General features: G+C 56.6%; 22 protein-coding genes and 2 pseudogenes. 11 read left to right on the forward strand and 13 right to left on the reverse strand.

From position 1 onward, the window contains the following. Positions 1-97 precede the first annotated feature (97 nt). Positions 98-781 (forward strand): winged helix-turn-helix transcriptional regulator, encoded by a 684-nt coding sequence (locus ACYZT3_RS11770; RefSeq protein ID WP_462032136.1) that lies wholly within the window; start codon positions 98-100, stop codon positions 779-781. An 89-nt stretch (positions 782-870) separates the two neighbouring features. Next, a complete protein-coding gene (locus ACYZT3_RS11775) occupies positions 871-1,383 on the forward strand; it encodes a hypothetical protein (RefSeq protein ID WP_462032364.1) in 513 nt (170 codons plus the stop codon). A gap of 417 nt (positions 1,384-1,800) precedes the next feature. Here ACYZT3_RS11775 and chrA read toward each other — a convergent pair whose 3' ends face one another. Next, the gene (chrA, locus tag ACYZT3_RS11780; RefSeq protein ID WP_282377762.1) at positions 1,801-3,159 is read right to left on the reverse strand and encodes a chromate efflux transporter; all 1,359 of its coding nucleotides are present in this window, start codon (positions 3,157-3,159) and stop codon (positions 1,801-1,803) included. Continuing rightward, a complete protein-coding gene (locus tag ACYZT3_RS11785; protein ID WP_282377763.1) occupies positions 3,152-4,096 on the reverse strand; it encodes a chromate resistance protein ChrB domain-containing protein in 945 nt (314 codons plus the stop codon). The genes chrA and ACYZT3_RS11785 overlap by 8 nt, the downstream gene beginning before the upstream one ends. A gap of 509 nt (positions 4,097-4,605) precedes the next feature. Between ACYZT3_RS11785 and ACYZT3_RS11790 the strand changes: the two genes are divergently transcribed. After that, a complete protein-coding gene (locus ACYZT3_RS11790; RefSeq protein WP_462032137.1) occupies positions 4,606-5,085 on the forward strand; it encodes a cupin domain-containing protein in 480 nt (159 codons plus the stop codon). Positions 5,086-5,832: 747 nt separating this feature from the next. On the opposite strand, the gene ACYZT3_RS11795 is transcribed toward ACYZT3_RS11790, so the two are convergent. Next, positions 5,833-6,261 carry a flagellar basal body L-ring protein FlgH gene (locus tag ACYZT3_RS11795; protein WP_282377765.1) on the reverse strand — a complete coding sequence of 143 codons (429 nt, stop codon included), beginning with the start codon at positions 6,259-6,261 and terminating at the stop codon, positions 5,833-5,835. Between the two features lie 314 nt (positions 6,262-6,575). Between ACYZT3_RS11795 and ACYZT3_RS11800 the strand changes: the two genes are divergently transcribed. After that, positions 6,576-6,710: a hypothetical protein gene (locus ACYZT3_RS11800; RefSeq protein WP_462032138.1), complete on the forward strand. Its 135-nt coding sequence runs from the start codon at positions 6,576-6,578 to the stop codon at positions 6,708-6,710. Positions 6,711-6,717: 7 nt separating this feature from the next. Then, a pseudogene (locus tag ACYZT3_RS11805) lies at positions 6,718-7,029 on the forward strand (methyl-accepting chemotaxis protein); the annotation flags it as partial. A 20-nt stretch (positions 7,030-7,049) separates the two neighbouring features. Here the strand turns inward: ACYZT3_RS11805 and ACYZT3_RS11810 are convergent. From ACYZT3_RS11810 to tnpA, 4 genes and pseudogenes are all read right to left on the reverse strand, one after another. Further along, a complete protein-coding gene (locus tag ACYZT3_RS11810; protein WP_462032139.1) occupies positions 7,050-7,790 on the reverse strand; it encodes a Mut7-C RNAse domain-containing protein in 741 nt (246 codons plus the stop codon). Between the two features lie 336 nt (positions 7,791-8,126). Further along, positions 8,127-9,047 (reverse strand): annotated as a pseudogene (tnpC, locus tag ACYZT3_RS11815) (IS66 family transposase); the annotation flags it as partial. Positions 9,048-9,128: 81 nt separating this feature from the next. After that, complete coding sequence (tnpB, locus tag ACYZT3_RS11820; RefSeq protein ID WP_462032140.1) at positions 9,129-9,464, reverse strand: IS66 family insertion sequence element accessory protein TnpB; 336 nt, start codon at positions 9,462-9,464, stop codon at positions 9,129-9,131. Then, positions 9,461-9,793: an IS66-like element accessory protein TnpA gene (gene tnpA / locus ACYZT3_RS11825; RefSeq protein ID WP_282377767.1), complete on the reverse strand. Its 333-nt coding sequence runs from the start codon at positions 9,791-9,793 to the stop codon at positions 9,461-9,463. The genes tnpB and tnpA overlap by 4 nt, the downstream gene beginning before the upstream one ends. Before the next feature lie 369 nt (positions 9,794-10,162). Here tnpA and ACYZT3_RS11830 point away from each other — a divergent pair, with 369 nt between their 5' ends. After that, positions 10,163-12,718: a nuclease-related domain-containing DEAD/DEAH box helicase gene (locus ACYZT3_RS11830; RefSeq protein WP_462032141.1), complete on the forward strand. Its 2,556-nt coding sequence runs from the start codon at positions 10,163-10,165 to the stop codon at positions 12,716-12,718. Positions 12,719-12,874: 156 nt separating this feature from the next. On the opposite strand, the gene ACYZT3_RS11835 is transcribed toward ACYZT3_RS11830, so the two are convergent. Beyond that, positions 12,875-13,831, reverse strand: coding sequence for a LysR family transcriptional regulator (locus ACYZT3_RS11835; RefSeq protein ID WP_462032142.1), 957 nt, complete (start codon positions 13,829-13,831; stop codon positions 12,875-12,877). A gap of 135 nt (positions 13,832-13,966) precedes the next feature. On the opposite strand from ACYZT3_RS11835, the gene ACYZT3_RS11840 reads away from it, so the two are divergent. Then, the gene (locus tag ACYZT3_RS11840) at positions 13,967-14,707 is read left to right on the forward strand and encodes an AzlC family ABC transporter permease (protein ID WP_462032143.1); all 741 of its coding nucleotides are present in this window, start codon (positions 13,967-13,969) and stop codon (positions 14,705-14,707) included. Beyond that, a complete protein-coding gene (locus ACYZT3_RS11845) occupies positions 14,704-15,030 on the forward strand; it encodes an AzlD domain-containing protein (RefSeq protein WP_282377771.1) in 327 nt (108 codons plus the stop codon). The genes ACYZT3_RS11840 and ACYZT3_RS11845 overlap by 4 nt, the downstream gene beginning before the upstream one ends. Positions 15,031-15,056: 26 nt before the next feature. Here the strand turns inward: ACYZT3_RS11845 and ACYZT3_RS11850 are convergent, their stop codons facing one another. Then, positions 15,057-15,713: an FMN-dependent NADH-azoreductase gene (locus tag ACYZT3_RS11850; protein WP_462032144.1), complete on the reverse strand. Its 657-nt coding sequence runs from the start codon at positions 15,711-15,713 to the stop codon at positions 15,057-15,059. Positions 15,714-15,819: 106 nt separating this feature from the next. Between ACYZT3_RS11850 and ACYZT3_RS11855 the strand changes: the two genes are divergently transcribed. Next, entirely contained in the window at positions 15,820-16,674 is an 855-nt protein-coding gene (locus tag ACYZT3_RS11855) for a LysR substrate-binding domain-containing protein (RefSeq protein ID WP_462032145.1), read from the forward strand. Positions 16,675-16,816: 142 nt separating this feature from the next. On the opposite strand, the gene ACYZT3_RS11860 is transcribed toward ACYZT3_RS11855, so the two are convergent. From ACYZT3_RS11860 to ACYZT3_RS11870, 3 genes are all read right to left on the reverse strand, one after another. Then, positions 16,817-17,089 carry a hypothetical protein gene (locus tag ACYZT3_RS11860; RefSeq protein WP_462032146.1) on the reverse strand — a complete coding sequence of 91 codons (273 nt, stop codon included), beginning with the start codon at positions 17,087-17,089 and terminating at the stop codon, positions 16,817-16,819. 304 nt (positions 17,090-17,393) lie between these two features. Next, the gene (locus ACYZT3_RS11865; protein ID WP_462032147.1) at positions 17,394-18,212 is read right to left on the reverse strand and encodes an EamA family transporter; all 819 of its coding nucleotides are present in this window, start codon (positions 18,210-18,212) and stop codon (positions 17,394-17,396) included. Then, the gene (locus ACYZT3_RS11870) at positions 18,209-19,492 is read right to left on the reverse strand and encodes an MFS transporter (RefSeq protein ID WP_462032148.1); all 1,284 of its coding nucleotides are present in this window, start codon (positions 19,490-19,492) and stop codon (positions 18,209-18,211) included. Before ACYZT3_RS11870 ends, ACYZT3_RS11865 begins: the two co-directional genes overlap by 4 nt. Before the next feature lie 135 nt (positions 19,493-19,627). Here ACYZT3_RS11870 and ACYZT3_RS11875 point away from each other — a divergent pair, with 135 nt between their 5' ends. Both ACYZT3_RS11875 and ACYZT3_RS11880 read left to right on the forward strand, forming a co-directional pair. Next, entirely contained in the window at positions 19,628-20,086 is a 459-nt protein-coding gene (locus ACYZT3_RS11875; RefSeq protein WP_461978960.1) for a winged helix-turn-helix transcriptional regulator, read from the forward strand. Between the two features lie 204 nt (positions 20,087-20,290). Further along, a complete protein-coding gene (locus ACYZT3_RS11880) occupies positions 20,291-21,649 on the forward strand; it encodes an MATE family efflux transporter (protein ID WP_462032149.1) in 1,359 nt (452 codons plus the stop codon). Positions 21,650-21,740: 91 nt separating this feature from the next. On the opposite strand, the gene ACYZT3_RS11885 is transcribed toward ACYZT3_RS11880, so the two are convergent. After that, positions 21,741-22,442, reverse strand: coding sequence for a VIT1/CCC1 transporter family protein (locus tag ACYZT3_RS11885; RefSeq protein ID WP_282377778.1), 702 nt, complete (start codon positions 22,440-22,442; stop codon positions 21,741-21,743). Positions 22,443-22,458 lie beyond the last annotated feature (16 nt).

Below are 22,458 nucleotides of genomic sequence, written 5' to 3' on the forward strand. Positions count from 1 at the left end.
TCCTTTGGCTTTTGGCTTTCGAAGGCTTGAGCGTGCGCGTGGCGAAGTCGCGGGGCTAGTTCAGAATCTGAAGCGTTGTAATCGCGGAGCCCAGGCAATGGACGAAAGCTACGGTCAGTTCTGCACGGTCGCACGCGGTGCTGAAGCGCTGTGCGAGCGCTGGACACCTTTAGTCGTGCGCGAGTTGCTGTGCGGCAGTAAACGCTTCAATGAACTGCACCGCGGCGTACCACGGATGTCCACCAACCTGCTGACACAGCGGCTGCGCCATCTGGAAGAAATCGGCGTCGTGCACCGCACGGCCGCAGGCAAAGTCTGGGAGTACAGCCTGACCGAGGCGGGCGAGGAATTGCGCCCCATCATCATGGCGCTAGGTCATTGGGGCGCGCGCTGGATCGGCAGTCGCCTGCGCGATGACGAACTCGACGCGGGCTTGCTGATGTGGGACGTGCGCCGGTTCGTGCGCATCGAAACGTTCCCGTCCCGACCGGTGGTCATCCAGTTCACGTTCCGCGACGCGCGGCCCGGCGAGCAAGCGTGGTGGCTCGTGGTCGAACAGGGCGTGGCAGACCTGTGCCGCGACGACCCCGGACGCGAACTGACGCTCGTCGTGGACTCCAGCGTGCGCGCGTTGACCGAGGTGTGGACGGGCGACCGCACACCGCGGGAGGTTCTTCAGTCGCGAGAGCTGCGTGTGGCTGGCGCGGTGAAGGATGCGGAAAGCTTGTGGCGCTGGCTTGGCACGAGTGCGTTTGCGAGTACCCGGAGCGCGGCACGCTAGCGCTGGCAGCATCCGTCGGTCGCAGGACTTTGAACTGTCTGGGGCTTACAGCGTCATAAGATTCGCGATATCAACCTATGGAAGCCATCATGCTTTTAAAGAATAAGAGTCTCGTTGCTGTAATGTCCTGCGCCCTGATGCTGGCGGCCGCCCCATTACTCCCTGCTGACCTGTCCCTCATGAACTCCGCCTATGCGAAAGACGGTGGTGGTGGTGGTGGTGGCGGTGGTGGTGGTGGTGGTGGTGGTGGTGGTGGTGGGGGCGGCAACGGAGGTGGTAATGGCGGTGGCCACGGCGGCGGTATAGGCGGCGGTCACAGCGGTTCAGGTCACTCCGGCAACTCTGACAGCAACGGCCGCGGTAATGGGCTGTCCAGCGATCATGCCGGCAAGGCTGTTCGCGACCGTGGCGAAAGCGGAAACCACTACGGCAGTGTTCGCAATAGTGATAGCGGTCATGGCCAAACGACTTCAGGCATCGCCAACTCCAAAGATACTCGCGGCTTGGACAAAGCCAGAGCAGTCTCGACCACGACACCAGGCGATCACAACACGAAAGGGTTGAGCAAAGCCGGGACTTCGGTATCGAAAAAATCGCACTGATCAGCCATAAGGGTTGATGGGAAAGTCCAACAGACTCAACTGCAAAGTCTGCCGCACGCTTGAGCTCAATTGGACTTCTTCGGTGGGTAGTTACCGCGCAATCCCCCGGACTGGGTGCCTGTTTTGCAGGGCAGGGCAGGCACTACCGGGCGGGATCTGGGTTGGGGGTTGGAGCGGCTCCGGGGTTGAGGTTGTTTGCTCATTGTTTGCCTCCTGACTTTTCAGGGTTTCGCGAAGGCCTCCTGATAAAACTTAGCTGCTTGCTGCGATGGGCTGCATCGTTCGGCAGTGGGTGAATAGCTGCAAGTGACCAAAACCCGCAGCACGCAACCCTAAACAAAGCGGGCGCCCGACAAGGCGCCCGTTTTCGATTGTTCCGCTGCTTGAGTCCGTAAGCGTCGACCGATCACATCCTCTCTAGCGCAGCAGATGCACCGCCAAGCCGACAATCGCGCAAGCCATCAGCACCTGAATGACACCCCGTTTGAAGCGGAACAAGGCAATTGCCGCCAAAATGGCGATCAGTGCAGAGGGCCAGTCGAGGTTGCCGCTGAAGCCTTGCGGCCACAGCACGTGATAGCCGAAAAAACATGCCAGATTGAGGATCACTCCAACCACCGCCGCTGTGATTGCGGTAAGCGGTGCAGTGAACTTGAGTTCGTTGTGGGTCGATTCCACCAGCGGGCCACCGGCGAGGATGAACAGGAACGAGGGCAGGAAGGTGAACCATGTCACCAGGGTGGCCGCGACAGCCCCGGCCAGAAACACCTGATCGGCGCCGAACACTTGTGAGACGTACGCTCCAACAAAGCCGACGAAGGCCACCACCATGATCAGCGGCCCCGGTGTGGTTTCCCCCAGTGCCAAACCGTCGATCATCTGAGTCGGGGTAAGCCAGCCGTAGTGACCGACCGCACCTTGATAGACATACGGGAGGACTGCATAGGCCCCGCCAAAAGTCAGCAACGCGGCCTTGGTAAAGAACCAGCCCATCTGGGTCAAGGTGCCTTCCCAGCCAAAGAGGGCGATCAAAATACCCATCGGCAAAGCCCACAGCGCTGCGCCGATGAGGGCCAGCAGCGCCAGTTTCATCCAGCTGAACCGGGCATGTTCCGGGGACGGGGTGTCGTCATCAATCAAGGCCGGGCCGAAGGATTTTTTGGCAGCACTATGGCCCCCGGCTCTGAACTTCTCAGGCGCCAACCGCCCTCCGACATAGCCGATTAACGCTGCCCCCAATACGATCAACGGGAAAGGAACATTGAACGCGAAGATCGCGGTAAATGAAGCTGCTGCTATCGCCCACAGCCAATTATTCTTCAGCGCCCGAGTGCCAATCCTATGTGCCGCCTGCACCACGATGGCCGTCACGGCAGGCTTGATCCCATAGAAGAGGCCGGCCACCACAGGCACTTCGCCGAACGCGATGTACATCCACGACAAAGCGATGAGGATGAACAGTGAGGGCAGCACAAACAACACTCCGGCGATCACTCCGCCCCAGGTTCGATGCATCAGCCAGCCAATGTAAGTCGCCAATTGCTGAGCCTCTGGCCCAGGCAGCAACATGCAATAGTTGAGCGCATGGAGAAAGCGACGTTCGGAGATCCAGCGCCGACGTTCCACCAGTTCCTGGTGCATGATCGAAATCTGTCCTGCTGGCCCGCCAAAACTGATGAAGCCGAGCTTCAACCAGAACCAGAATGCCTCACACAAGCTGATCGCCTTCGGCCTCGATAGATCCTCTTCAGCCGTTGATGCCAACACCTTACTCATTGGGTTGTTCCTCTTTCACAAACTCGGCGAGCAGGCCGTCGAAGATGGCGCTGGCAGCAGCCAGCAAGTGGTCGTCATGGGTAATGGTTTTGCGCAGTCCTGCCAGCACGCGCTCGATACCGGCAGCCTCCAAAGGCTGAATACCGCCGATATCGAGGTAGTGCACCAAGGTCGCGATGCGGTTCAGGCCGGGCTCTTGAAGCTCAAAACTGGCTTGCAGGGTTTCGAAGGTCACGCGATTGCCGACATGACTGAAGGTCGCACCATCGAAGTCGAAGCCCAGCGCGTCTGCCGGACAGTCATGTGGAGTACTCAGCCAGAGGATCTGAGCTTGTGGATCAATGAAGCGCCGAATCAACCAGGCACAAGCCAGACGGTCAACCCACGGACGCTTACGTGTTGCCCAGACACGACTTTGATAGTCACCACGGTTGAGTGCCATTATGGGCTCGTCGCGGCTATGGGGTTCATCCGCGGACAACGCTCTGCTGGCAGCCGTCTCAAGCTCCTGCAAGGCTGAATCAATCTGCTCCTTGGGCTTACCTGGGAAATAATCGATGTGGGTGAGCTGATCGTAGTTTTTGCGCAGCTTGCGAATTTGTTTGGTGGTGGCCAATGCGTTTTCAGGATTGAGCTGCCCACGGCACTCTTCAATCTCTGCGCGTAGCTTGATGTAGTCATCGCTACGGTCGAACAACTCGACAAAGCGCTCACCCTTCGGATCGACCACGGGCAGGATGTAAACAGTGCCATTGATAGAAAGGATGTCGCGCTCGACAGACGCCAGAGCTTCACGACAGACACCGGTATCAGGCAACAGATACGCACCATCGCGCAGAACCGCCGCACCTGAGGCTTTCAGCGCACGCCAGGCTCGCATGCGCTCGGTGGAATTCGCGGTGGGTAAAGCGAGAATCAGTGTCAGCCAGTTGTTCATGTAGAGAACGCTATTTATTTTGTAGTTGTTATTACATTAACTGTGGTTTTGGCGTTTGGAAAGCCATCCTTAAAATCTGCATTAAATGGGGATTGATTTTGAGGTGAAGGCCGGCAGTCCGATGGATGCTGGCGCACCTCTTTGTTTGCGGACACAAAAAAACGGGCGCCTTCACGGCGCCCGTTTTTGTTTATTCCGCTGCTCGAGCCCGTAAGCGTCAGCCGATCATATCCATCAAGTCGCAACCGATCTCGGCGCGCAAGGCAATGTTTCCCGCACCTGCGCAAGGCCGTTGATTACTGGTCAGCAACGGGCTGCAATCGACCCAAAGTTGACGCGGGTGACAGGCAGAAAACGACACATAGCTGCCGTAGATGGCCGGATGCGTCCCCCGACGTCCCTAACGGTCGCGGCTTTAACAATAGGCCGCCTTGCTTATGGCTCCAGGGTAGCTTTAATCAATGGTGACAGCCTTGGGCAACATTTGTTCCGCTCGAAAGGAGCAGGAAATGTACAGATTAAGAGTCTTTGTGGTGTGCGCGTTCACACTCGCCGCATTCATGACGTTACCCGTGTCGAGCGCTGAGCAACCGATGGCGGGCCACATATCAGTTCTACCCTCCGATCTCAAATGGTCTGATGCGCCATCGGTCGCACCCGGCGCCCAAATCGTAGTTATTGAAGGCGACCTGAAAACTGTAGATCCGTTTACCTTTCGGCTCAAGCTACCTGCCAACTCTAAAATAGGTGTCCATACTCACCCGGCAGTGGAACGTGTCACCGTAATTTCCGGAACTTTTCACCTAGGAGTCGGCGACAAATTTGACCCCGCCAAAGCCAGGGCCTACACGCCGGGCGGTATCACGATCATGCCTGTTGGTATGCCGATGTATGTATTTACCCAAGAAGAAACTGTCGTGCAGATCCATGGGACCGGCCCGTGGGGTATCAATTTTCTAAATCCCGCGGATGACCCCAGGAAGAAGTGACCTTATCTACCTGGTATTCCGACCATCACGCAGGCGTATGGGCGAGCACACGCGTCTGCCCCTGCGACCAGTCCCTGATTGTGCGCATTGAATGAAATCAATGCTGCTTCTCTTGAGTTCGGTTGCAACACGAAACGATCGGAGCTCTTCGACCCAGACTGACTGTCGCTCCCGGAGCTTGGGCGGTGAGCAGACGTTCCCGGGTATACGCTAATGGCCGATAGCGGACACCCAAACGGCAGGCGAGAGTGAGCAAAATCGCGCCTCCCGCTCTTCCGCCAAGCCTGACCAGGTAGCAACCGGAGAAAATTGGCGCCGAAAGGACTAGCACCGGTGCCAACGTGTAACCGACTTACCCGTACATGTATAAAAGGCCGTCGATCCGTTCCAGTTCCTGTTGCGTGAATTGCACGTTGTTAAATCGCCTAATGTCTTCGAGCATGCCTCTGATGGGAACTTGCAGCGATGGATCCTGAACGATTTCGATCAGACGTTCGTAATCGGGATCTCTTCCCTTGAGGTATTTTTCGATTAGTTCTTTGAGTGATAAACGAGCCTGCTGGTCTGTTAGCACTTTTTATTTCTCCGGCAAAATAGTGACTTCATCCGCCGTAATGACAGAGGAATTGCCCGGTTTTTGGATGAGTTGTTGCGAGCCACCCGTTCCGTATTCAGGGTGCGCTTTGGTGTTTGCGATCACTCACTATAGGTGGTGTGGCGTGCGAAACAGGCCGGAACTGTCTGGGCTCAACGTCCATATTCAACGTAGGGGCCCAAGTAGAAACCTTGCGTATCCCAGTTGATTCGATAAATCACTTCTTTCCCTGGCTTGATGTTGGCCGCGACAGTTTTGATCGCAACACCAGCACATAATCCAGACTCGGCGAGCCCGGTACCGAGGTTCACTTCACCGGCAGGCAAAACGAAAGATGCCTTCTGACCGGGACCTATCTTGGCTGCGCGCTGACCATCAATGTAGAACATGAGGTCACATCCCGCACCGACAAACCCGTCATCACGGAGAATGGTCAGGCGTCCCGGATCTTTCGTACCCTGGCTTTTGAACGCGTACATCTCATTGGCCGGCACTGGCCGCGCGTCAGAAACCCGCATAGGTGATGTTGCGCAACCGCCCAAGGCCAGCAAGAGCGCCCCCGTTGCGATAATCCTTCGCATAATTTTTCCCTCCTGAAAAAGGGCAAATGTATCAGAGCTACATACTTCCAACGACCCAAGCGGGCAGCCGTTAGCGATAGAAGTTGGCCAAAAGCAGGCGCCTCTCGTGCGCACAGCGCGGGCTTGGGAGCCGTGCCGGTCAAACGGGGCAGGCTCCCTGCGGATACTCAGCCGAGCAGTATCCGGCCAGGCGGTTCGCCTTGCCCGAATTCATCGATTGCACTCACCCCCGCTCGGCCACCAACAGCAACGACTGCGGCACAGGACTTTACGGGTGCTGCGGCTCCTGCAGGCCGGCCAAGCGAAAGCTGGCCATGTCCAAAGCATTGCAGGGCGTTCATGGCAGCGAGCAGAGGGATGATGTCCTGGTGCAGCAGGATCGCCATCCACGCCTCGATCATTTCGTCCTCAAGGGCCCGCTCGACCAGCATCTTGGTGAGCTGATCTGAGCTGATAAAGGAAGTTTCGCAGAAGATGGAAAGTTGCCTGGACCTGTCGCGAGCCAGTGTGTCCTCGATCGAGAGCGCATGTGACAGCTTTGAAGGCATCCAGTTGTCGGTCAATAAAATCAGGGATCAGAACCTGCAGATATCGGCGGCGGCGGAAGAGCAGCACAGTGTGGCCGAAGAGATCAATCGGCATATCCAGCAGATCTACGACGAGGCGCGGCTGGTCGAAAGCCTGGCCGGCTCTGCGCAAGAAGACTCAGGCCGGCTTTCGCACCTCTCGAATGAACTGAACGGACTGGTGGGGCGCTTCAAGTCGTAGAGGCGGCCCGATGCGCTCGGCTATCGGTACAGCAGAGGTGCCAGCAGTGCACACATGCCGCGCCAGTGCGAACCCTCCCAGTAGACTCGCTGGCAGGCGTCGCAGCGCAGGAAGTGCGAATAGAGGGCGCCAACGAGTGGCGGCACCTGCGACCGGGCCAGTTCCGGGCTGATCTCGTGCAGCGGCAGGTTGCAATGAATGCACAGGCTGAATGGCCGCGCGCTACGCGCCAGGTCGAGGCGCTCGTACAACTCGCGCAGCTGCAGCGACGGTTTCAGGGCATGCACGTAACAGCCGTGGCTGATGATCCGTCGCTTGAGCAGTTCGCGGTCACGGGTTAGCACGATGCGTCCTTGCTGCGCAGCGATCTCGGCGATCTCGCCATCCTCGAAGCCATTGTCGTAGAGAGTGTCGAAGCCGCTCATGCGCAGCAGGTTGGCCAGCCCGCCAAGGTGCGCATCAGCGACGAAGCGCAGCACCCGTAAAGGTTGCGCACGAACCTTGAGCAGCGGGCTGATGTCCAGCGCTTCGAACTTGGGATACACCGCCAGTCGGTCACCGTCGAAAATCACCCGCTCGAAGCCCACCGACTCGCCGTTGAGCAGCACCAACTCGACCTCGGTGTGCGGTATCCCGAGCGCCTCGATCATGTGCTTGACCGTCGCCGCTCGCGCGCACTCGCAGGTGAAGGACTGCCGCCGCCGTTCGGCCGGCAGGAAATCGTTGAGCTCCTCGTAGAAGCGGAAGGTTGCACTGGTCATGTTGAACAGTATGGCAGGGCTGCAAGGATGAGCGAGTCTAGTCCGGACATCTTCTCCGGCAGGCACCAAACTACGATTTGCCAACCGATTTTACTACCTGCACCCCGAACGTCTACGCTCCGTTTCTATCGGTGCACCACGTAACCTTGAGGCCTATGACATACGTGTTCAGCAAGACATTGTTCCCAACACTGCCCACGCCGGAATATCGGTCGTGCCCTACGTCCAGGATTTTCTATTGCAACTAGGCGATTGAATCAAAACGCCGTCGAGGCCACATGAATTTATGAGCACTAATTACCAGCAAACCTTTTATGAATCCACGGCCGACATCACCACGAAGTTGCGGGCGTGCTCTCCGGCGCGGCTGGGGCTGAAGTCGTAAACGACCGCCGCCAAGTCCGAGAACTGGCTGGTCGCATACGCCCAGACATAGGCGCGATGGGTTTTCTTCGCGCCCGGCATGAGCATCTGCACCGGTGTTTCATCGGCGTGGATTACGCCATGTTCGAGGCCAGCATCGCGCAAGGCATCGACCAGCGGGTGCAACTGCACACCACAGTTGCCGACCCATTGCGCCAAGGTTGAGCGGGCGATGGCCAACCCAGCTCGACCGAAAATCGATTCCTGGCGATAGAGCGGCAAATGGTCGGCAAACTTCGCGATCATGACATGGGTCAGCAGCCCTGCGGTCGGGATGACCTTGTCGATGACCTGAGCCGGAACCGGTGCCTGGATCAGGGTTTCGCACTGATCGCAGACCCGTTTGCCACGGATGTGCCGTTCAACGGTGAACACGCCCGGCGTGTAGTCGAGTTTCTCGCTGACGTCCTCGCCGATACGCTTGAGAGCACAGCCGCACTGGCAGTGGCTGCTATCGGGTTCGTGGTGGATCAGAGTGCGCGGAAACTGCGGTGGCAAGGCGGTGCGTTTAGGTTTTTGCCGAACCTCAGTCGAAGCGGGAGCAAGTTTCAGCGCTTCAAGTTCAGCTTCGATGGCTGCAATGTCGGTGTCGATCAGGTCATCAAGAAGACTGGCTTGATCCGGACTTAATTGCTCACTGCGCTTGGCAAACTTGAAGCGCTTGAGCTGCGCAATCTCGTGGGTCAGCTTTTCGATAACCGTTTGGTCGCGGTGGATCTTCTTGCCCATTGTCTCGACTTTCTGATCGAGACTCTCGACACGCTGCATCAACTGCGCCGGCAGAGCGCGCAGTTGTTCAGGATTTAGTTGGTCGAGATTGGGCAGCGAAGTCATGCCGCCGATTTTGCCAGAGCCGGCGAAAACCGACGATAGGCTCATCGGACAATTGCACGGCCTGGGTGGTCATGGCAGGCGTTAAACGATGGAAATCGCGCTGCCAGGCCCGACTCTTTGCCATGGCAAACCCAGCACCAGGGCATGTAGTTGTTCGGCACCCAATTCCATCTGAGAGCCGTGTCGAGAACCCGGCCAGAAGAACTTGCCTTGGTGCAGGCGGCGCGCCGCCAGCCAGATACCCAACCCGTCGTGCACCAGCACTTTCATCCGATTGGCGCGGCGGTTGGCAAACAGATAAGCACAGTGCGGCTGCGCCGCACCGAACACCGCCACCACCCGCGCCATTGCTGTGTCGGTGCCGGTACGCATGTCCATGGGCTCGGTGGCGAGCCAGATGGCGTCGATGCGGATCATCGCAACAGGTCTCGAAGAAAGGTGGCGCAGGCAGCCGCGCTTTCGGTCGGCCAGTTCACTTTGACGGTGCCGCGCGGGTGTGGGATTTCGACGCAGATAGTCGATGACGCGGCTTGCGAATTTGCTCCGGCTAGCTGCAAGGGCAGCGGAATGAAAGCAGGTTGCAGCGCCATGGCTTTCTGTGTTTGTCCCCGAATCCATTTATGGACGAGGTTCGCGTTGAGGCTGTGGCTCAGCGCAACGCTGGCAATCGAGGCCCCGGGCTGGGCGCACTCTTGAATGACCTGGGCCTTGAAGGATTTGGAGTAGGAACGGCGTTGTGGATGCATGAAAGACCCGCTTAAAAGGCTAGAACTGGTGTCCACTAAAATTTAAGTGCACACCATGTCTTGGCTTTGCAGAACGGGCTAGATAACTTGGCCGGACGGATACAAATGACTGGGTTTTTTTGCGTTGCTTGGTAGCATGGCGCTAAGTGAATCGCCCACTTTTTGGTAGGTACTCTGACTGGCGGCTTTGGGGCGATACCCTCAGATTGGTCGAAGGAGTGGGGCCAGCTTGTCGAGTGAAGACAGGTTCTGTTAACAACACCTCTAACGCCCAAAAGTGAAAGGTCCAGGCAAGCAAACACTCATTGCGGCGCTCGGCTTGGTCATTGAAAATATGCCTAACCGTAGAAGCAGAAGGCGTTGCAGCAGATGGCAAGGATGATTCCGGATCACGGTCCTCACGAAACAGACAGCAGAGGCGAGCGAGATCTCTATTGGGTTTTGAAAACAACCCTACCTGACGATTACACCGTGATTCACAGCCTACCGTGGCTCTGTGCTGCTGTGAATGAAGTCGGCTTGAACGCCGCGCCTACCGGTGAGATTGATTTACTTGTGATTCATCCGGAAAACGGTGTGCTGGCTTTAGAGGTTAAGAGCGGCAAGTATCACATTGAGAATTCAAGATTTTTCCACGACAGCCGGAAATTCACCATCGACCCGGTCACCCAGGCGAGAAAAAATGTCCATGGCTTGGCACGCTGGCTAGGAAACAAGCCCTCGTTGCGCCTGAAAATTGGTTACGGATTTGTATTCCCCGACTCTGACTTCCGGGATCTGCCGGCTTCGCCAGGAATGTACGACACGTCCAGCAATCCACCACAGCCGATTTACATCGATTACCTCGGCATGCCAGATATTGCCCAACACATCATCGCCCTGATGATGTATTGGAAAGGCGCACTACTAAACTTCAGGCTGGGAACAGCCCGAGTCCAGGAACTCATCGATTTTCTCACGCCAACCATCGACGGGCAGCCTCAATGGGGGAATCGGATACTTTACGACAACAAGGTGTGGCTTAAGCTTACCGACGAACAAAGCGCGGTGGTGCGCAACGTTTTAAGAAATGAAACGTCGCTGATCACAGGATGGCCAGGGACAGGCAAAACTCTGATCGCTATCGAGTCCGCCCGAAAGCTGGCGGTCGACGGTAGACGTATTCTTGTAATTTCTTTCAACATAAATCTAACCGATTTCATTCGTAACCAGCTCGCTGATTACAGTTCATGCACAGTACTGACGTGGCATGGTCTCTGTAGACAAGCCGCGAAAGTTCTCGGGCACGCCCATGACGCGGACGGATGGTATAAGACGACTTGCGTCGAGGACTTGAGCAAGGCGCTAAGCCAAGACCTAATGGGCAGTTACGATGCGCTAGTGGTGGACGAATCTCAGGCGCTTAGCCCAACGTGGTGCGAGGCTCTGGCGACATGGTTCCGAGACAAGCCGAAAGCCTTCTTCTGCGATGAAACCCAAGTTTTCTCTTTCGAGCGGGAAAGCGTTTCGCTAGAGGTGCTGAGTGAAATATTGGGCGTAAAGCCGTTCCCCCTGACCATTATTCTAAGAATGCCCAAGGCGGTTACGGACATACTTGCGGAAGTCGTGCCCCCTAAGCTGCAACACTCCTCGCCTAGAATACTGGAGTTAGATACTGCGGTTGAAATTATAGCCCTCAACCCTTGCGAAGACTTGGTGAAAATAAAGCAGACTCTACTAGATGAGGGTGTTAATGATGACGATATTGTTGTATTGACAGGGTCAGTTATCGGGAAATTATATTATGACTTCTTGGCATCCTCTAAAGTTTCGAGCAAAAACATAGCAAAGTTTCGCGGAATGGAAGCCTCGATCATTCTCGTCCTTGGGGCCGAACAACTCAGTGCTGCGGAATTATTTAGCGCATACTCGCGCGCCACATCCAAGTGCATCGTGATATATAATGCCCATAACCGTTATTGGAGAAGCAAACAAGGGTTTCAATCGCGACTTCAAAACAACCCAGAGACCTTTGCGATACTGAAGAAAGAGCAGATAGCACTCCGAATTAAGAACTTAATTTCAACCAGCACCTCTGCTACTTCACTTAACCTGAAAAGCCTTAATATTGCATGGGCTATCGACTGGAAAGCCTGGTTGATAGAGATCGACGCTCACGAGACTCAGGTAATGCTGTGGCTCGAACATCTCTGCAAAAAATTGGCACATCCAATTTTTTTCTGGCACAAAGATACACTCACCAAATTTTACCAAGCTGATGCCTACAACTTCGACGACCGCGAATCGGTTGCTCAGTACTCTGTTATCCTTGAGCACTGCAACGCCTGCAACCGCTTAACACCGCATACGGACAAAAGCGTGAGTGAATGCACTCTGTGTGCGGCCAGCGATAGCAAGGGTTTGTTACGCGATTTGGAAACCATTGAAGAGTTGCGACTACTTGATGCGATCATAACATCTCAACTGTCCAAGGATCGTACAATTGAGCTTCAGCCTACACTTCCGATTTGCATCGCAGCCGCTGCCGCACTCTTGCGAGCGAGTCGAAAGAATTTTCGGAACAATGTACTGCTAGTTCCATTGCCGTCAGGCCGAAGCCTATACCTAGCGGCTTTCGCATTTACACAATCTAGGATAGCTATGCATCCTCGCAATAGCACTATGTCCGTGAGCAGTCTGGCAGATGAAGTTTACGGACGGTTTAAATCTCTAGATCACATAACCCTCCTTGAATGGAGAAAGATATTTGCGAATGCGATGGGCACCTTCTACCAGAAAGGTTATGTGACAAAAGCTGGGAAAGGCCTGTATAGGCCCGTTGAAGACGCCGAGGCACCGGTCCCAGAGCGTCCAACACAAATTGGCGGCAACCTCGACGAAGAAAGATTAGAGTTGGTTGCGGTTGACGACTCCGAGGCGATTTGATTCCAATTTGAACCGTCACCTCAACTGTACGTGTGTTTAGTCCTGAAACAGGTTTACACCCACCTCACCACACGCCCGATGTATTTCATCGGGCGTTTTGTATTTCATAGACAGCTGCGGACGCTCGCTATTCACTTCACTTCACTTCACTTCACTTCACTTGAACTGAGCAACCAGCCAATCCTTCAAACGCCCACACGCCGGATCCTCTGCCTTCTTCTCATTGATCATCAAATACTGAACCGCTTCCCTGAGCGTCAGCTCCTCCGTTACCGGCCGAACCAGGCGCCCCTGCTGTTGTACCAGATGTCTCACCAAATGATCCCGGCCCAAGGCGAGCCCTTGATCATCCAGCGCCATTTGCACGAGAAGGCTGTAGTCATTGCTGCTGAAGTAGTGCGGGCTTTCCGAGGCCGGGATCTGTAGATCATGGGACTGAAAAGCGAACCACACATTCCAGTCGACCTGTTCTGACAGCTGGGAACGGCCATAAGGGTTCAGGTCCAGCAGTACGCTGTTGCGCATGCCCTCCAGGGTGCTCCGTTCTGGGTGAGCCTCCAGATAACGAGGTGCGCACACGGGATAGACGACTTCATGGAACAAGGGTATTCGCAGATAGCCGGGGCGCAGATCACTGTTCTTGGTGATAAAAATATCCGGATTTATCCCGGGCTCCATCACCAGAAAATGCTGGGTGGTGATGACATTCAGGTCGACATCGGGATTGGCGCTGAAGAAGTCTTTCAGTCTGTGGGACAGCCAAAGCGCCGACAAGGCGGGTGAACAGCAAAGGGTCAGGGTGCGCTTATCACTTTTTTCCCGGCGGATTCTTTCAGTCGCTTGAAAGATGTTGAGCAGGGACAGCTGTGCAGCATCGAAGAGTGCGGTGCCTGACGCTGTCAGCCTGACTTCCCTCCCTGTACGGGTGAACAACTCCGTCCCCAAGTAGAGCTCAAGCTCGCGAATCTGACGGCTGATGGCCGCCTGGGTAACGCACAACGCCTCGGCGGCCCGGGTAAAGTTCCGATACTTGGCGGCGGCCACGAAAGATCTCATGGCCTTGAAGGACGGCATTGAGAGCAGGGCCTGATCAGGCTGGGAGCTTCTAGCCATAACAAAAACTACCTGTTTTCTCGAAAAAAAAGTCGGTTCTGCCCATCGGGCTCCGGGTCCACACTCTACCGCACGATGGGCTGAGGACCACGGTCAATCGAACCCGCGCCGCGAACACAAAAACAAGGAGACGACATGCCGTACCAATCAGGAAGGGAAGCGTTCATGCAAGGTGTCCGGGCGCTCATTCCATTGAGTCCCGGTGTCATTCCTTTCGGCTTGTTGACGGGGGTCATGGCGATCAACATGGGCATGTCGCCCGGCACGACCATGGGCATGACGCTGCTGTTCTACTCTGGGTCCGCTCAGATGGTTGCACTGCAACTGCTCCATACGGGCGTTGTGCCGCTGGCGATCGTGGTGACCGCCCTGGTCATCAATTTGCGCTTCATCATGTACAGCGCGTCGCTGGCCCCCTATCTGCACCACTTGCTCCGACGCTGGACGTGGCCGCTGTCCTACATGCTTTCTGACCAGTCCTACGCGCTGTGCAGTCTCAAGCTTTCCTCTGGCGAGCTGGGTCAATTCGCACACCACTACTATGCCGGCACCGCCGCTGCCATGTGGCTGTCCTGGCAATTGTCGGTATTGGCGGGCATCTACCTGGGAGCAAGCATCCCCGAGACCTGGTCATTGAGCTTTGCCATACCGCTTTCGTTTCTGGCGCTTCTGGTTCCCGGCATACGCAGCGCGGCGAGCCTGGCCGCCGCCTCGGTCGGCGGGCTGATCGCCGTGTTGGCGGTCAATATGCCCTATAACCTTGGGCTAATAACCGCTTCCATCGGCGGTGTCATGGCGGGTCTGTTGATTGAGAGTGTTCGCAAGCGCCCATTGAGCGATGTGCTGACCCATGACGTCGAGAGGGAGACACCATGAGTGATTTAGCCTTGTGGGGGATGTTCCTGGCGGTCGGCCTGGGAACGTTCGCGATGCGTCTTACCTTTGTCGAACTGTATGGCCGGTTGCGCATCCCGTCAGTGCTGAGTCGGGCCTTGCTTTATGTACCGGCGAGTGTTCTGGCGGCCCTTGTGCTGCCTGCCGTGGTGTACCCCAATGGGCAGGGTGAATTCGTGTTGAATAACCCCCAGATACCCGCCGCCATAATTGCGGCCTGGGTCGCCTGGCAGACTCGCAATACGGTCCTGACGCTGGCGGTTGGTATGGGAGGGTTGTGGCTATTCAAGTTTTTCGGTTTGTAATGAATCGATGAGCAGCCGGGACGGTCTCAACAGCAGGGGGCCGTCAGCGACAAACTGTCTGCCAGGCTCCTGGCCTGCTGAGTCGCGTCCTCACGCGCGCGCAGATCAACGTCTTCCCCCAGGATGGTTTTCTCCACAATCACCGAATGCACATCCGTGACGCCGATAAATTTCAGCCAGGCTTCCACGTAGGGCTTCTGGAAGTCGAAGCGCTCCGCCGGTGTGATCGAGTGCGCCGAAAAATCCAGGCCGCGGGCGTACATCACCACGGCGAGTTTGTTGTGCAGCATGCCTTCCAGACCGCGTTCCGGGTCAACGCTGAACAGGATGTCTTTCTGCGATACCAGGTCGATGAAGTGCTTGAGTTTGTACGGGATGCTGAAATTCCACAGCGGTACGGACATCACGAGTACATCCGCGCGGTGCAGGTGACTTGCCAACTCTTTTAACGTGTTCCAGGCGTCTTGTTGTGCGGGGGTCAACGGCGTGCCATTGAGCCCGGCGTATTTGGCCTCCATGGCCAGATCATCGAATTCCGGCAGCGTCATGTTCCAGAGGTCGAGGGTGATGATTTCGGTGTCCGGGGTGTTTGCTTGATAACGCGCAATGAAGCTGCGCGCGACTTCAAGGGAAGCCGAACGCTGCTTGCGTGGAGAACATTGAATATGGAGAAGAGTCGTCATGGCACACCTTGAATGATGGGAAGGCAGGGCAGGTGTGAGCATTGCAACATAGTTGTATTTGAAATATAAATCGTAAATTAGTACTCAATTGATCACGTATAAAACTATGTTCGATGCTCTGCTGCTCAAGACATTTGTCACTGTCGTCGATGAAGACGGCTTCAGCCGTGCAGCCCAGAAGCTGCACCTTACTCAGTCTGCGGTCAGTGGCCATGTGCGGCGATTGGAAGAACAGATTGGTAAACCCCTGTTGACGCGTACCACCCGTTCCCAGCAACTGACTGCCGATGGCGAGCGCCTGGTCTCTTATGCGCGCACGATCCTCGCGCTGAACCGTGATGCCTGGACAGACCTGACACGCACACCGTTTCACGGGCGGCTGCGGATCGGGGTGTCCGAAGATTTTGTCGAGTCTCGATTACTGCGCACTGTTCAGGATTTCGCAGCGCAGTACCCCGGCATGGAGATCGAGGTGCAGGTGAACATTCCGGGTACGTTACTGGCGCTTATGAAGCAAGGGCATCTGGAAGTGGTCATCGGTTCGCTGTGCGAAACCAGCGAAGCGGGGCTGTTGCTATGGCAAGAACCGCTGGTGTGGGCCTGGTCGGCGCAACCCGTCGCCCGATTACCCACGCCGTTGCCGCTGGCCCTGTTCCCCGAGCCGTGCCCTTATCGCGAGGCCGCGCTGACGAGGCTGGCGCAGGCGGGGATCGCCCAACGCACGGCGATGTTGTGCAGCAGCACCGCCGGGTTGCGGGCGGCGGCCCTGGCAGGCTTCGCGGTAGCGCCCATGCCACTCAGTCAGTTGGGGCAAGGATTGGCGGTTATTGGGGTAGAACAAGGGTTGCCGGATTTGCCAGATGCGCAATGTCGGCTGTTCACCTCGCCTGAAGCGGATCAGGCGATTGTGGCAGCGGTCACTCAGCTCATTGTGGAGTACTGCTCTAAGCGCAGGGCTTGATTGTCATTTCAAGGGCCTGCTTGAACGTCTCGGGTACGCGGTCTTTGCCTTCCTGAGGGAAGGTCAGCCGTCTGTTGGATGCTGGTGAGCCACGTTGATCATGGACACAAAAAACGGGCGCCTTGATGGCGCCCGTTTTTACTTACTCCTTCGCCTGCGCTCGTAAGCGTCGACCGATCACGTCCATCAAGTCACAGCCGTCGCGTAACGGAATGACTAACAGCTGAGAAAAGTCTTTCAACACCACCGTGTCGCAACCGAGTTCGGCGCGGTAGGCGATGTTTTCCAGCACCTGCGTGACCGAACGAATGCGGTAATCGGCCATGGCTTGCAGGACGTCGAGTGGGGCTTGGGTGTCGATGAGCAGGGAAGCCGGGATCAGGTCGATTCCGGTGAGGGGCATGTATCTTTCCATAGGTGAAACTCCGAATCAGATTTATGGGGACTGATCCGATCTGCAGGTCGCCAAACCTGGTCGCGTTGTGGGCGACGGGTGACAGTAGATTTTTTCTATCAATGGGCGATAGGAGCAATTTCCGACGTTGCTGTAGGAGTGGTATGGAAAGCAAGTGCGAAGCTGTGAATTTATGTGAACCAGTGTCGTGGGTCTGTTTTTGACCCATAGCTACCAGTCATCCGTATCGAATGCTAAAGCTTGAGCGCGGAAGTCCCCCTAGGCTTCAGCAGTGTTCAGAAGGTCTCCAGTTCGTGCTGTTACATCACGATGGGCATCGGTCAGAACGCTTGAGCACCGCACTGAGGACGCGCTGTCCGTATAAGCCGACACCAAGACCCGACACGATGAGAACGACCGCAACGATTTTGTTGAGTGACAGGCTCTCATTGAAAATTATGACTGAACCGAGCAGTCCGAATACGGGCACCAATAACGACAATGGCGCGACGGTAGACACTGGATATCGTTTCAGAAGTGAGTTCCACACCCAGTAGCCGAACAGTGTATTGGGGACAGCGTAATCAAGCGCGAAAAGAGGGATGGGCGAAAATGCGCTGGACCAGACCAGAAAAGCGAAAACCTGAGTGGTCTTGGCTTTTTTGTTGATCACGTTGGCCGCGCTCCAGGCGACAGCTCCCATCAGCACCCAGAACAGCCCGGCCGTCGTTACTGTCCCATCAACAATTAAGATGATGCTCAACAAGCCACAGGAGGCAATACCTATACCCGCAAGTTGGTAGCGGGAAATCGCTTCCTTGAATATCCATGAACCCAGCAGGATGGTGAAAAACGCGCTGAACTGAAGCACCAACGAAGCGATGCCTGCGGAAAGACCAGACTTGATACCAAGGTTAACAACACCCCAAAGTCCGATACCGAAAACCAGGCCGTAACCAATGATGTAGCGCCACTGCACATCAGGTTTCGGAATGAAAAAGATCGCCGGGAGCGCGCAAAGCGTGAAGCGAATGCCGGCAAGAATGAATGGGTCAACGGTGGTGAGGCCCAGTTTGATAACCGAGAAATTCACACCCCATATGGCAGTAATCGAGAGGGCGAGTAGTAGGTGCCCGGCTTTCATACTGATCTTCCTTGAATGGACGTCGAGAAATGATTCGTAAGAACCCACAGCGCCAAAGCTATAGCGCTGATCAAGGCGCCCAGCAGGCTTACTGCCATCCAGCCCCAGAGCGCATAAACCTGGGTCGCGGCTGCCGCCCCCAGCGCGCTACCGACCGAGTAGAAGCACATGTATGCGCCGACCATGCGACTTTGGGCGTCGGGTCGTGCAGCAAAAATGAGGCTCTGGTTGGTGACGTGTATTGCTTGCACCGCGAAGTCGAGCAAGACCACTCCGCAGACCAGCGCGATCAGGGACGTCTCGGCAAAAGTGATGGGCAACCAGGAAAGCGTCAGGAGCCCCAGTGAAATGCCGGTAACTCGTTGTCCAAAACCTTGATCGGCCCAGCGACCGGCTCTACTGGCAGCAAGGGCACCGGCGACGCCGGCCAAGCCAAACATGCCGATGGCAGTGTGTGAAAGCGACAGCGGCGGAGCGCTCAACGGCAGCACCATGGATGTCCATAGCACGGAAAAAGCGGCAAAGATCAGTAAGGCCAGCAGGCCCCTGATCCGCAAAACCGGTTCGGTCATGAACAGCTTGAAGAGCGATCGGATAAGAGCTTGGTAGGAGGGTTGATTGCGTGGCGACACTGCGGCAGGAACCACTTTCCAGAACACCGCCGCGATGGTCAGCATCAACCCTGAGGAAACGAAATAAACGGCGCGCCAGCCCGCTAGATCTGCGATCAGTCCAGAGGTAAACCGCGCCAGAAGAATGCCCAGGACAATTCCGCTGGTTACGGTTCCCACTGCCTGCCCACGTTGTGATGGCGTTGCCAGCACGGCGGCATAGGCCACAAGCACCTGAACGACCACTGCCAGTAAGCCCATCACGATCATGGCTCCCAGCAGGGCCAGCCATTGCTGTGATGCGCCGACTGCCGCCAGCGCAATTGCAGACAGCATCACTTGGGTCAAAATCAGCCGTTTACGGTTGACCATATCGCCCAGCGGTACGATGAACAGCAACCCCAGCGCGTATCCAACCTGAGTGGCCGTCACCACGACCCCGATCAATCCTGAGGTGACGCCCAGGCTCTCAGCCATTGAGGCGAGCAAGGGTTGGGCGAAGTAAACATTGGCTACTGCAAGTGCGCAGGTGACGGAAAACAATAACGTGAGCGACGGAGAAAGCCCCGGAGACCGGTCGGTCTTGCTGCTTTCTCCGGTATCCGTATGGGGCAATCCCGAAGGCTGCCTGGAGAAACGTTTGGTGGCTGAGTCGGCATCTGCTGTCATGCACACCTCCATGGCGTTAAACTGGTTTCAATTAAAAACTTGTTTCAATTATTGTTGAATCAGGTTTCAAATTGCAACCATGTTGCTCCAGATTGATCGATAAACTTGGCAATCCTTATCCAAAAGGTAAATACGATGGTCGAAGGCGCTTCACCGCAAAGCAGCGAATGCCCGGTAGCAAGAACACTGGAGGCAATTGGGGATCGCTGGTCGCTCATGATCATCCGCGACGCATTTGACGACATTCGCCGATTCAGCGAATTTCAAAAGAGCTTGGGCGTGGCCAAAAATATTCTGGCATCGCGACTGAAAACGTTGGTTGAGGTCGGTGTATTCGACGTTCGACCGGCGTCAGATGGAAGCGCCTACAAGGAGTACGTCCTTACGGACAAAGGACGGGAGATCTTTCCGGTTGTGGTCAGTATGAGGCAGTGGGGCGAACGTTTCCTGTTCAAGCCGCAAGAGACGCGTTCTGTGCTGTTGGACAACGAGTCCGGACAGTCTCTGATGCCGATTGATGTTCGCTCATCAAGCGGTCAAAAACTTGGACCGTCTGACTGCCACAGAGTGAGACTTGTTGCCGGCGAGTCGTGAATCGACAGCAGACTTCCTCTCACGCCAGAACGACCCTAGGGAAATTCAAGCCAGTATGCTAGGCGCAGTTGACAAGAGCATGTCCGCTTTTGGCCGATAGTTGACACCGCCATGCTCTCTAAATCCTCAAAATGAGAAGGCATTGGTATCAGTCCCCTAGCGTAGAATTTCCAAAACACGAGCCCACCCCGAGACGGACCCTCAATGCAAACCCCCACCACCCACCACCCGCTCTGGAAAACCTACCTCCTTTTCCTGGCCCCCATGGTCCTCTCCAATTTCCTCCAATCCATGTCGGGCACCATCAACAGCATCTACATCGGCCAAATGCTTGGCACCCAAGCCCTGGCTGCCGTCTCCGGCATGTTCCCCATCGTCTTCTTCTTCATCGCCCTGGTCATCGGCCTCGGCGCAGGCGCGGGCGTGCTCATCGGCCAAGCCTGGGGCGCGCGCGAACCGCATCTGGTGAAAACCATCGCCGGCACAACCTTGTTGTTAGGCGCAATGATCGGCCTGACAGCAGCGGTACTCGGCAGCGTATTCGCAAGACCAGCGTTGCAGGGTTTGGGGACCCCGGCAGACGTACTCGACGACGCAGTGTCTTACGCGCACGTAATGATGTGGATCATGCCGTCGCTGTTGGTCTACGTGCTGTTCACCCAGCTGCTGCGCGGAGTGAGCGATACGGTGTCGCCGCTGGTGGCGTTGGTGGTGTCGACGTGTATCGGGTTGGCGCTGACGCCGGCGTTGATTCGCGGTTGGTTCGGGCTGCCGATGATGGGGATTCAGAGTGCGGCGTATGCCGGGTTGGCGGGTAATTTGTCGGCGATGGGGTGGCTGGCGTGGCGGTTGATTCGCAAGGGGCATCCGTTGGCGCCGGATCGGGAGATGTTTGCGGCGATGCGGTTGGACTTGGTGATTCTCGGCAAGGTGTTGCGTATCGGGTTGCCGACCGGGTTGCAGATGGTGGTGTTGTCGGTGTCGGAGCTGGTGATTCTGGCGCTGGTGAATCAGCACGGTTCGCAAGCGACGGCGGCGTACGGGGCGGTGACGCAGATCGTCAATTACGTGCAGTTTCCGGCGCTGTCGATTGCGATCACGGCGTCGATCCTCGGCGCTCAGGCGATCGGGGCAGGGCGCCTTGAGCGCATGGCGCCGATTCTGCGCACGGGGCTGTTGATCAATGTGTGCCTGACCGGTGGGTTGGTGGTGTTGGGTTATCTGTTGTCGCACTGGTTGCTGGGGTTGTTCCTCACGGATGATTCCACCCGGGCGATGGCGGAACACCTGTTGCACATCATGCTCTGGAGCCTGCTGGTGTTCGGCTTCCAGGCGATCGTCGGCGGCATCATGCGCGCCAGCGGCTCGGTGCTGGTGCCGATGGCGATTTCGATTGTTTGCGTGGTGCTGGTGCAATTGCCGGTGGCGTATGCGTTGGATGCGCGGTTTGGATTGCAAGGTGTGTGGATGGCGTTTCCGGTGGCGTATCTGGGGATGCTGGCATTGCAGACGGCGTATTACAAAATGGTCTGGCAGCATCAGAAGATTGAGCGGTTGGTGTAGGCGGGCAGGAGGAGTGCTGAACATGCAGCAGTTCGCAAACCGGTAACAACACTTTGACTCGCGGGCGCCCTTTTTATGGAAGGTGCGCCAGCTAAACCACTGCGCCAAACAAGTGCCCCACCAGTGCCGTAATACCCATGGCCAGAGCCCCCCAGAATGTCACCCGCCAGGCGCCGGTGATGACCTTGGCGCCGCCGGCCCTGGCAGCAATGGCGCCGAGTGTCCCGAGAAACACCAATGACATGCCCGATATCCAGGGCACCGCGCTGTGCTCCGGTGCGACAAACGTCACCGCCAGAGGCAATGCGGCGCCCACCACAAAACTGGCGGCGGAGGCCAGGGCGGCCTGCAAGGGTTTGGCGGTGAGGGTGTCGCTGATGCCCAGTTCGTCCCTGGCATGGGAGCCCAGCGCGTCGTGGGCCATCAATTGGTCGGCCACCTGATGCGCCAGTTCCGGCGAGACGCCGCGATGCATGTAGATGTTGGCGAGTTCAAGGTGTTCGGCTTTCGGGTCGCTCGCCAATTCTGCCCGTTCCCGAGACAGGTCGGCCTGCTCGGTATCGGCCTGGGAGTGAACGGAAATGTACTCGCCTGCGGCCATGGACATGGCACCGGCCATCAGCCCTGCCATTCCGGTGACTAGCAACGTGGCGTGGCTGGCGTTGGCTGCCGCGACGCCGATCAGCAGACTGGCGGTGGAGACAATCCCGTCGTTGGCCCCCAGGACGGCGGCGCGGAGCCAGCCGATACGATCACTTCGGTGGGACTCGGTGTGCCTGCGCATGAATTTCATTGTTTAACGAGACTCA

This window comes from Pseudomonas sp. MDT1-16, from assembly GCF_054898115.1.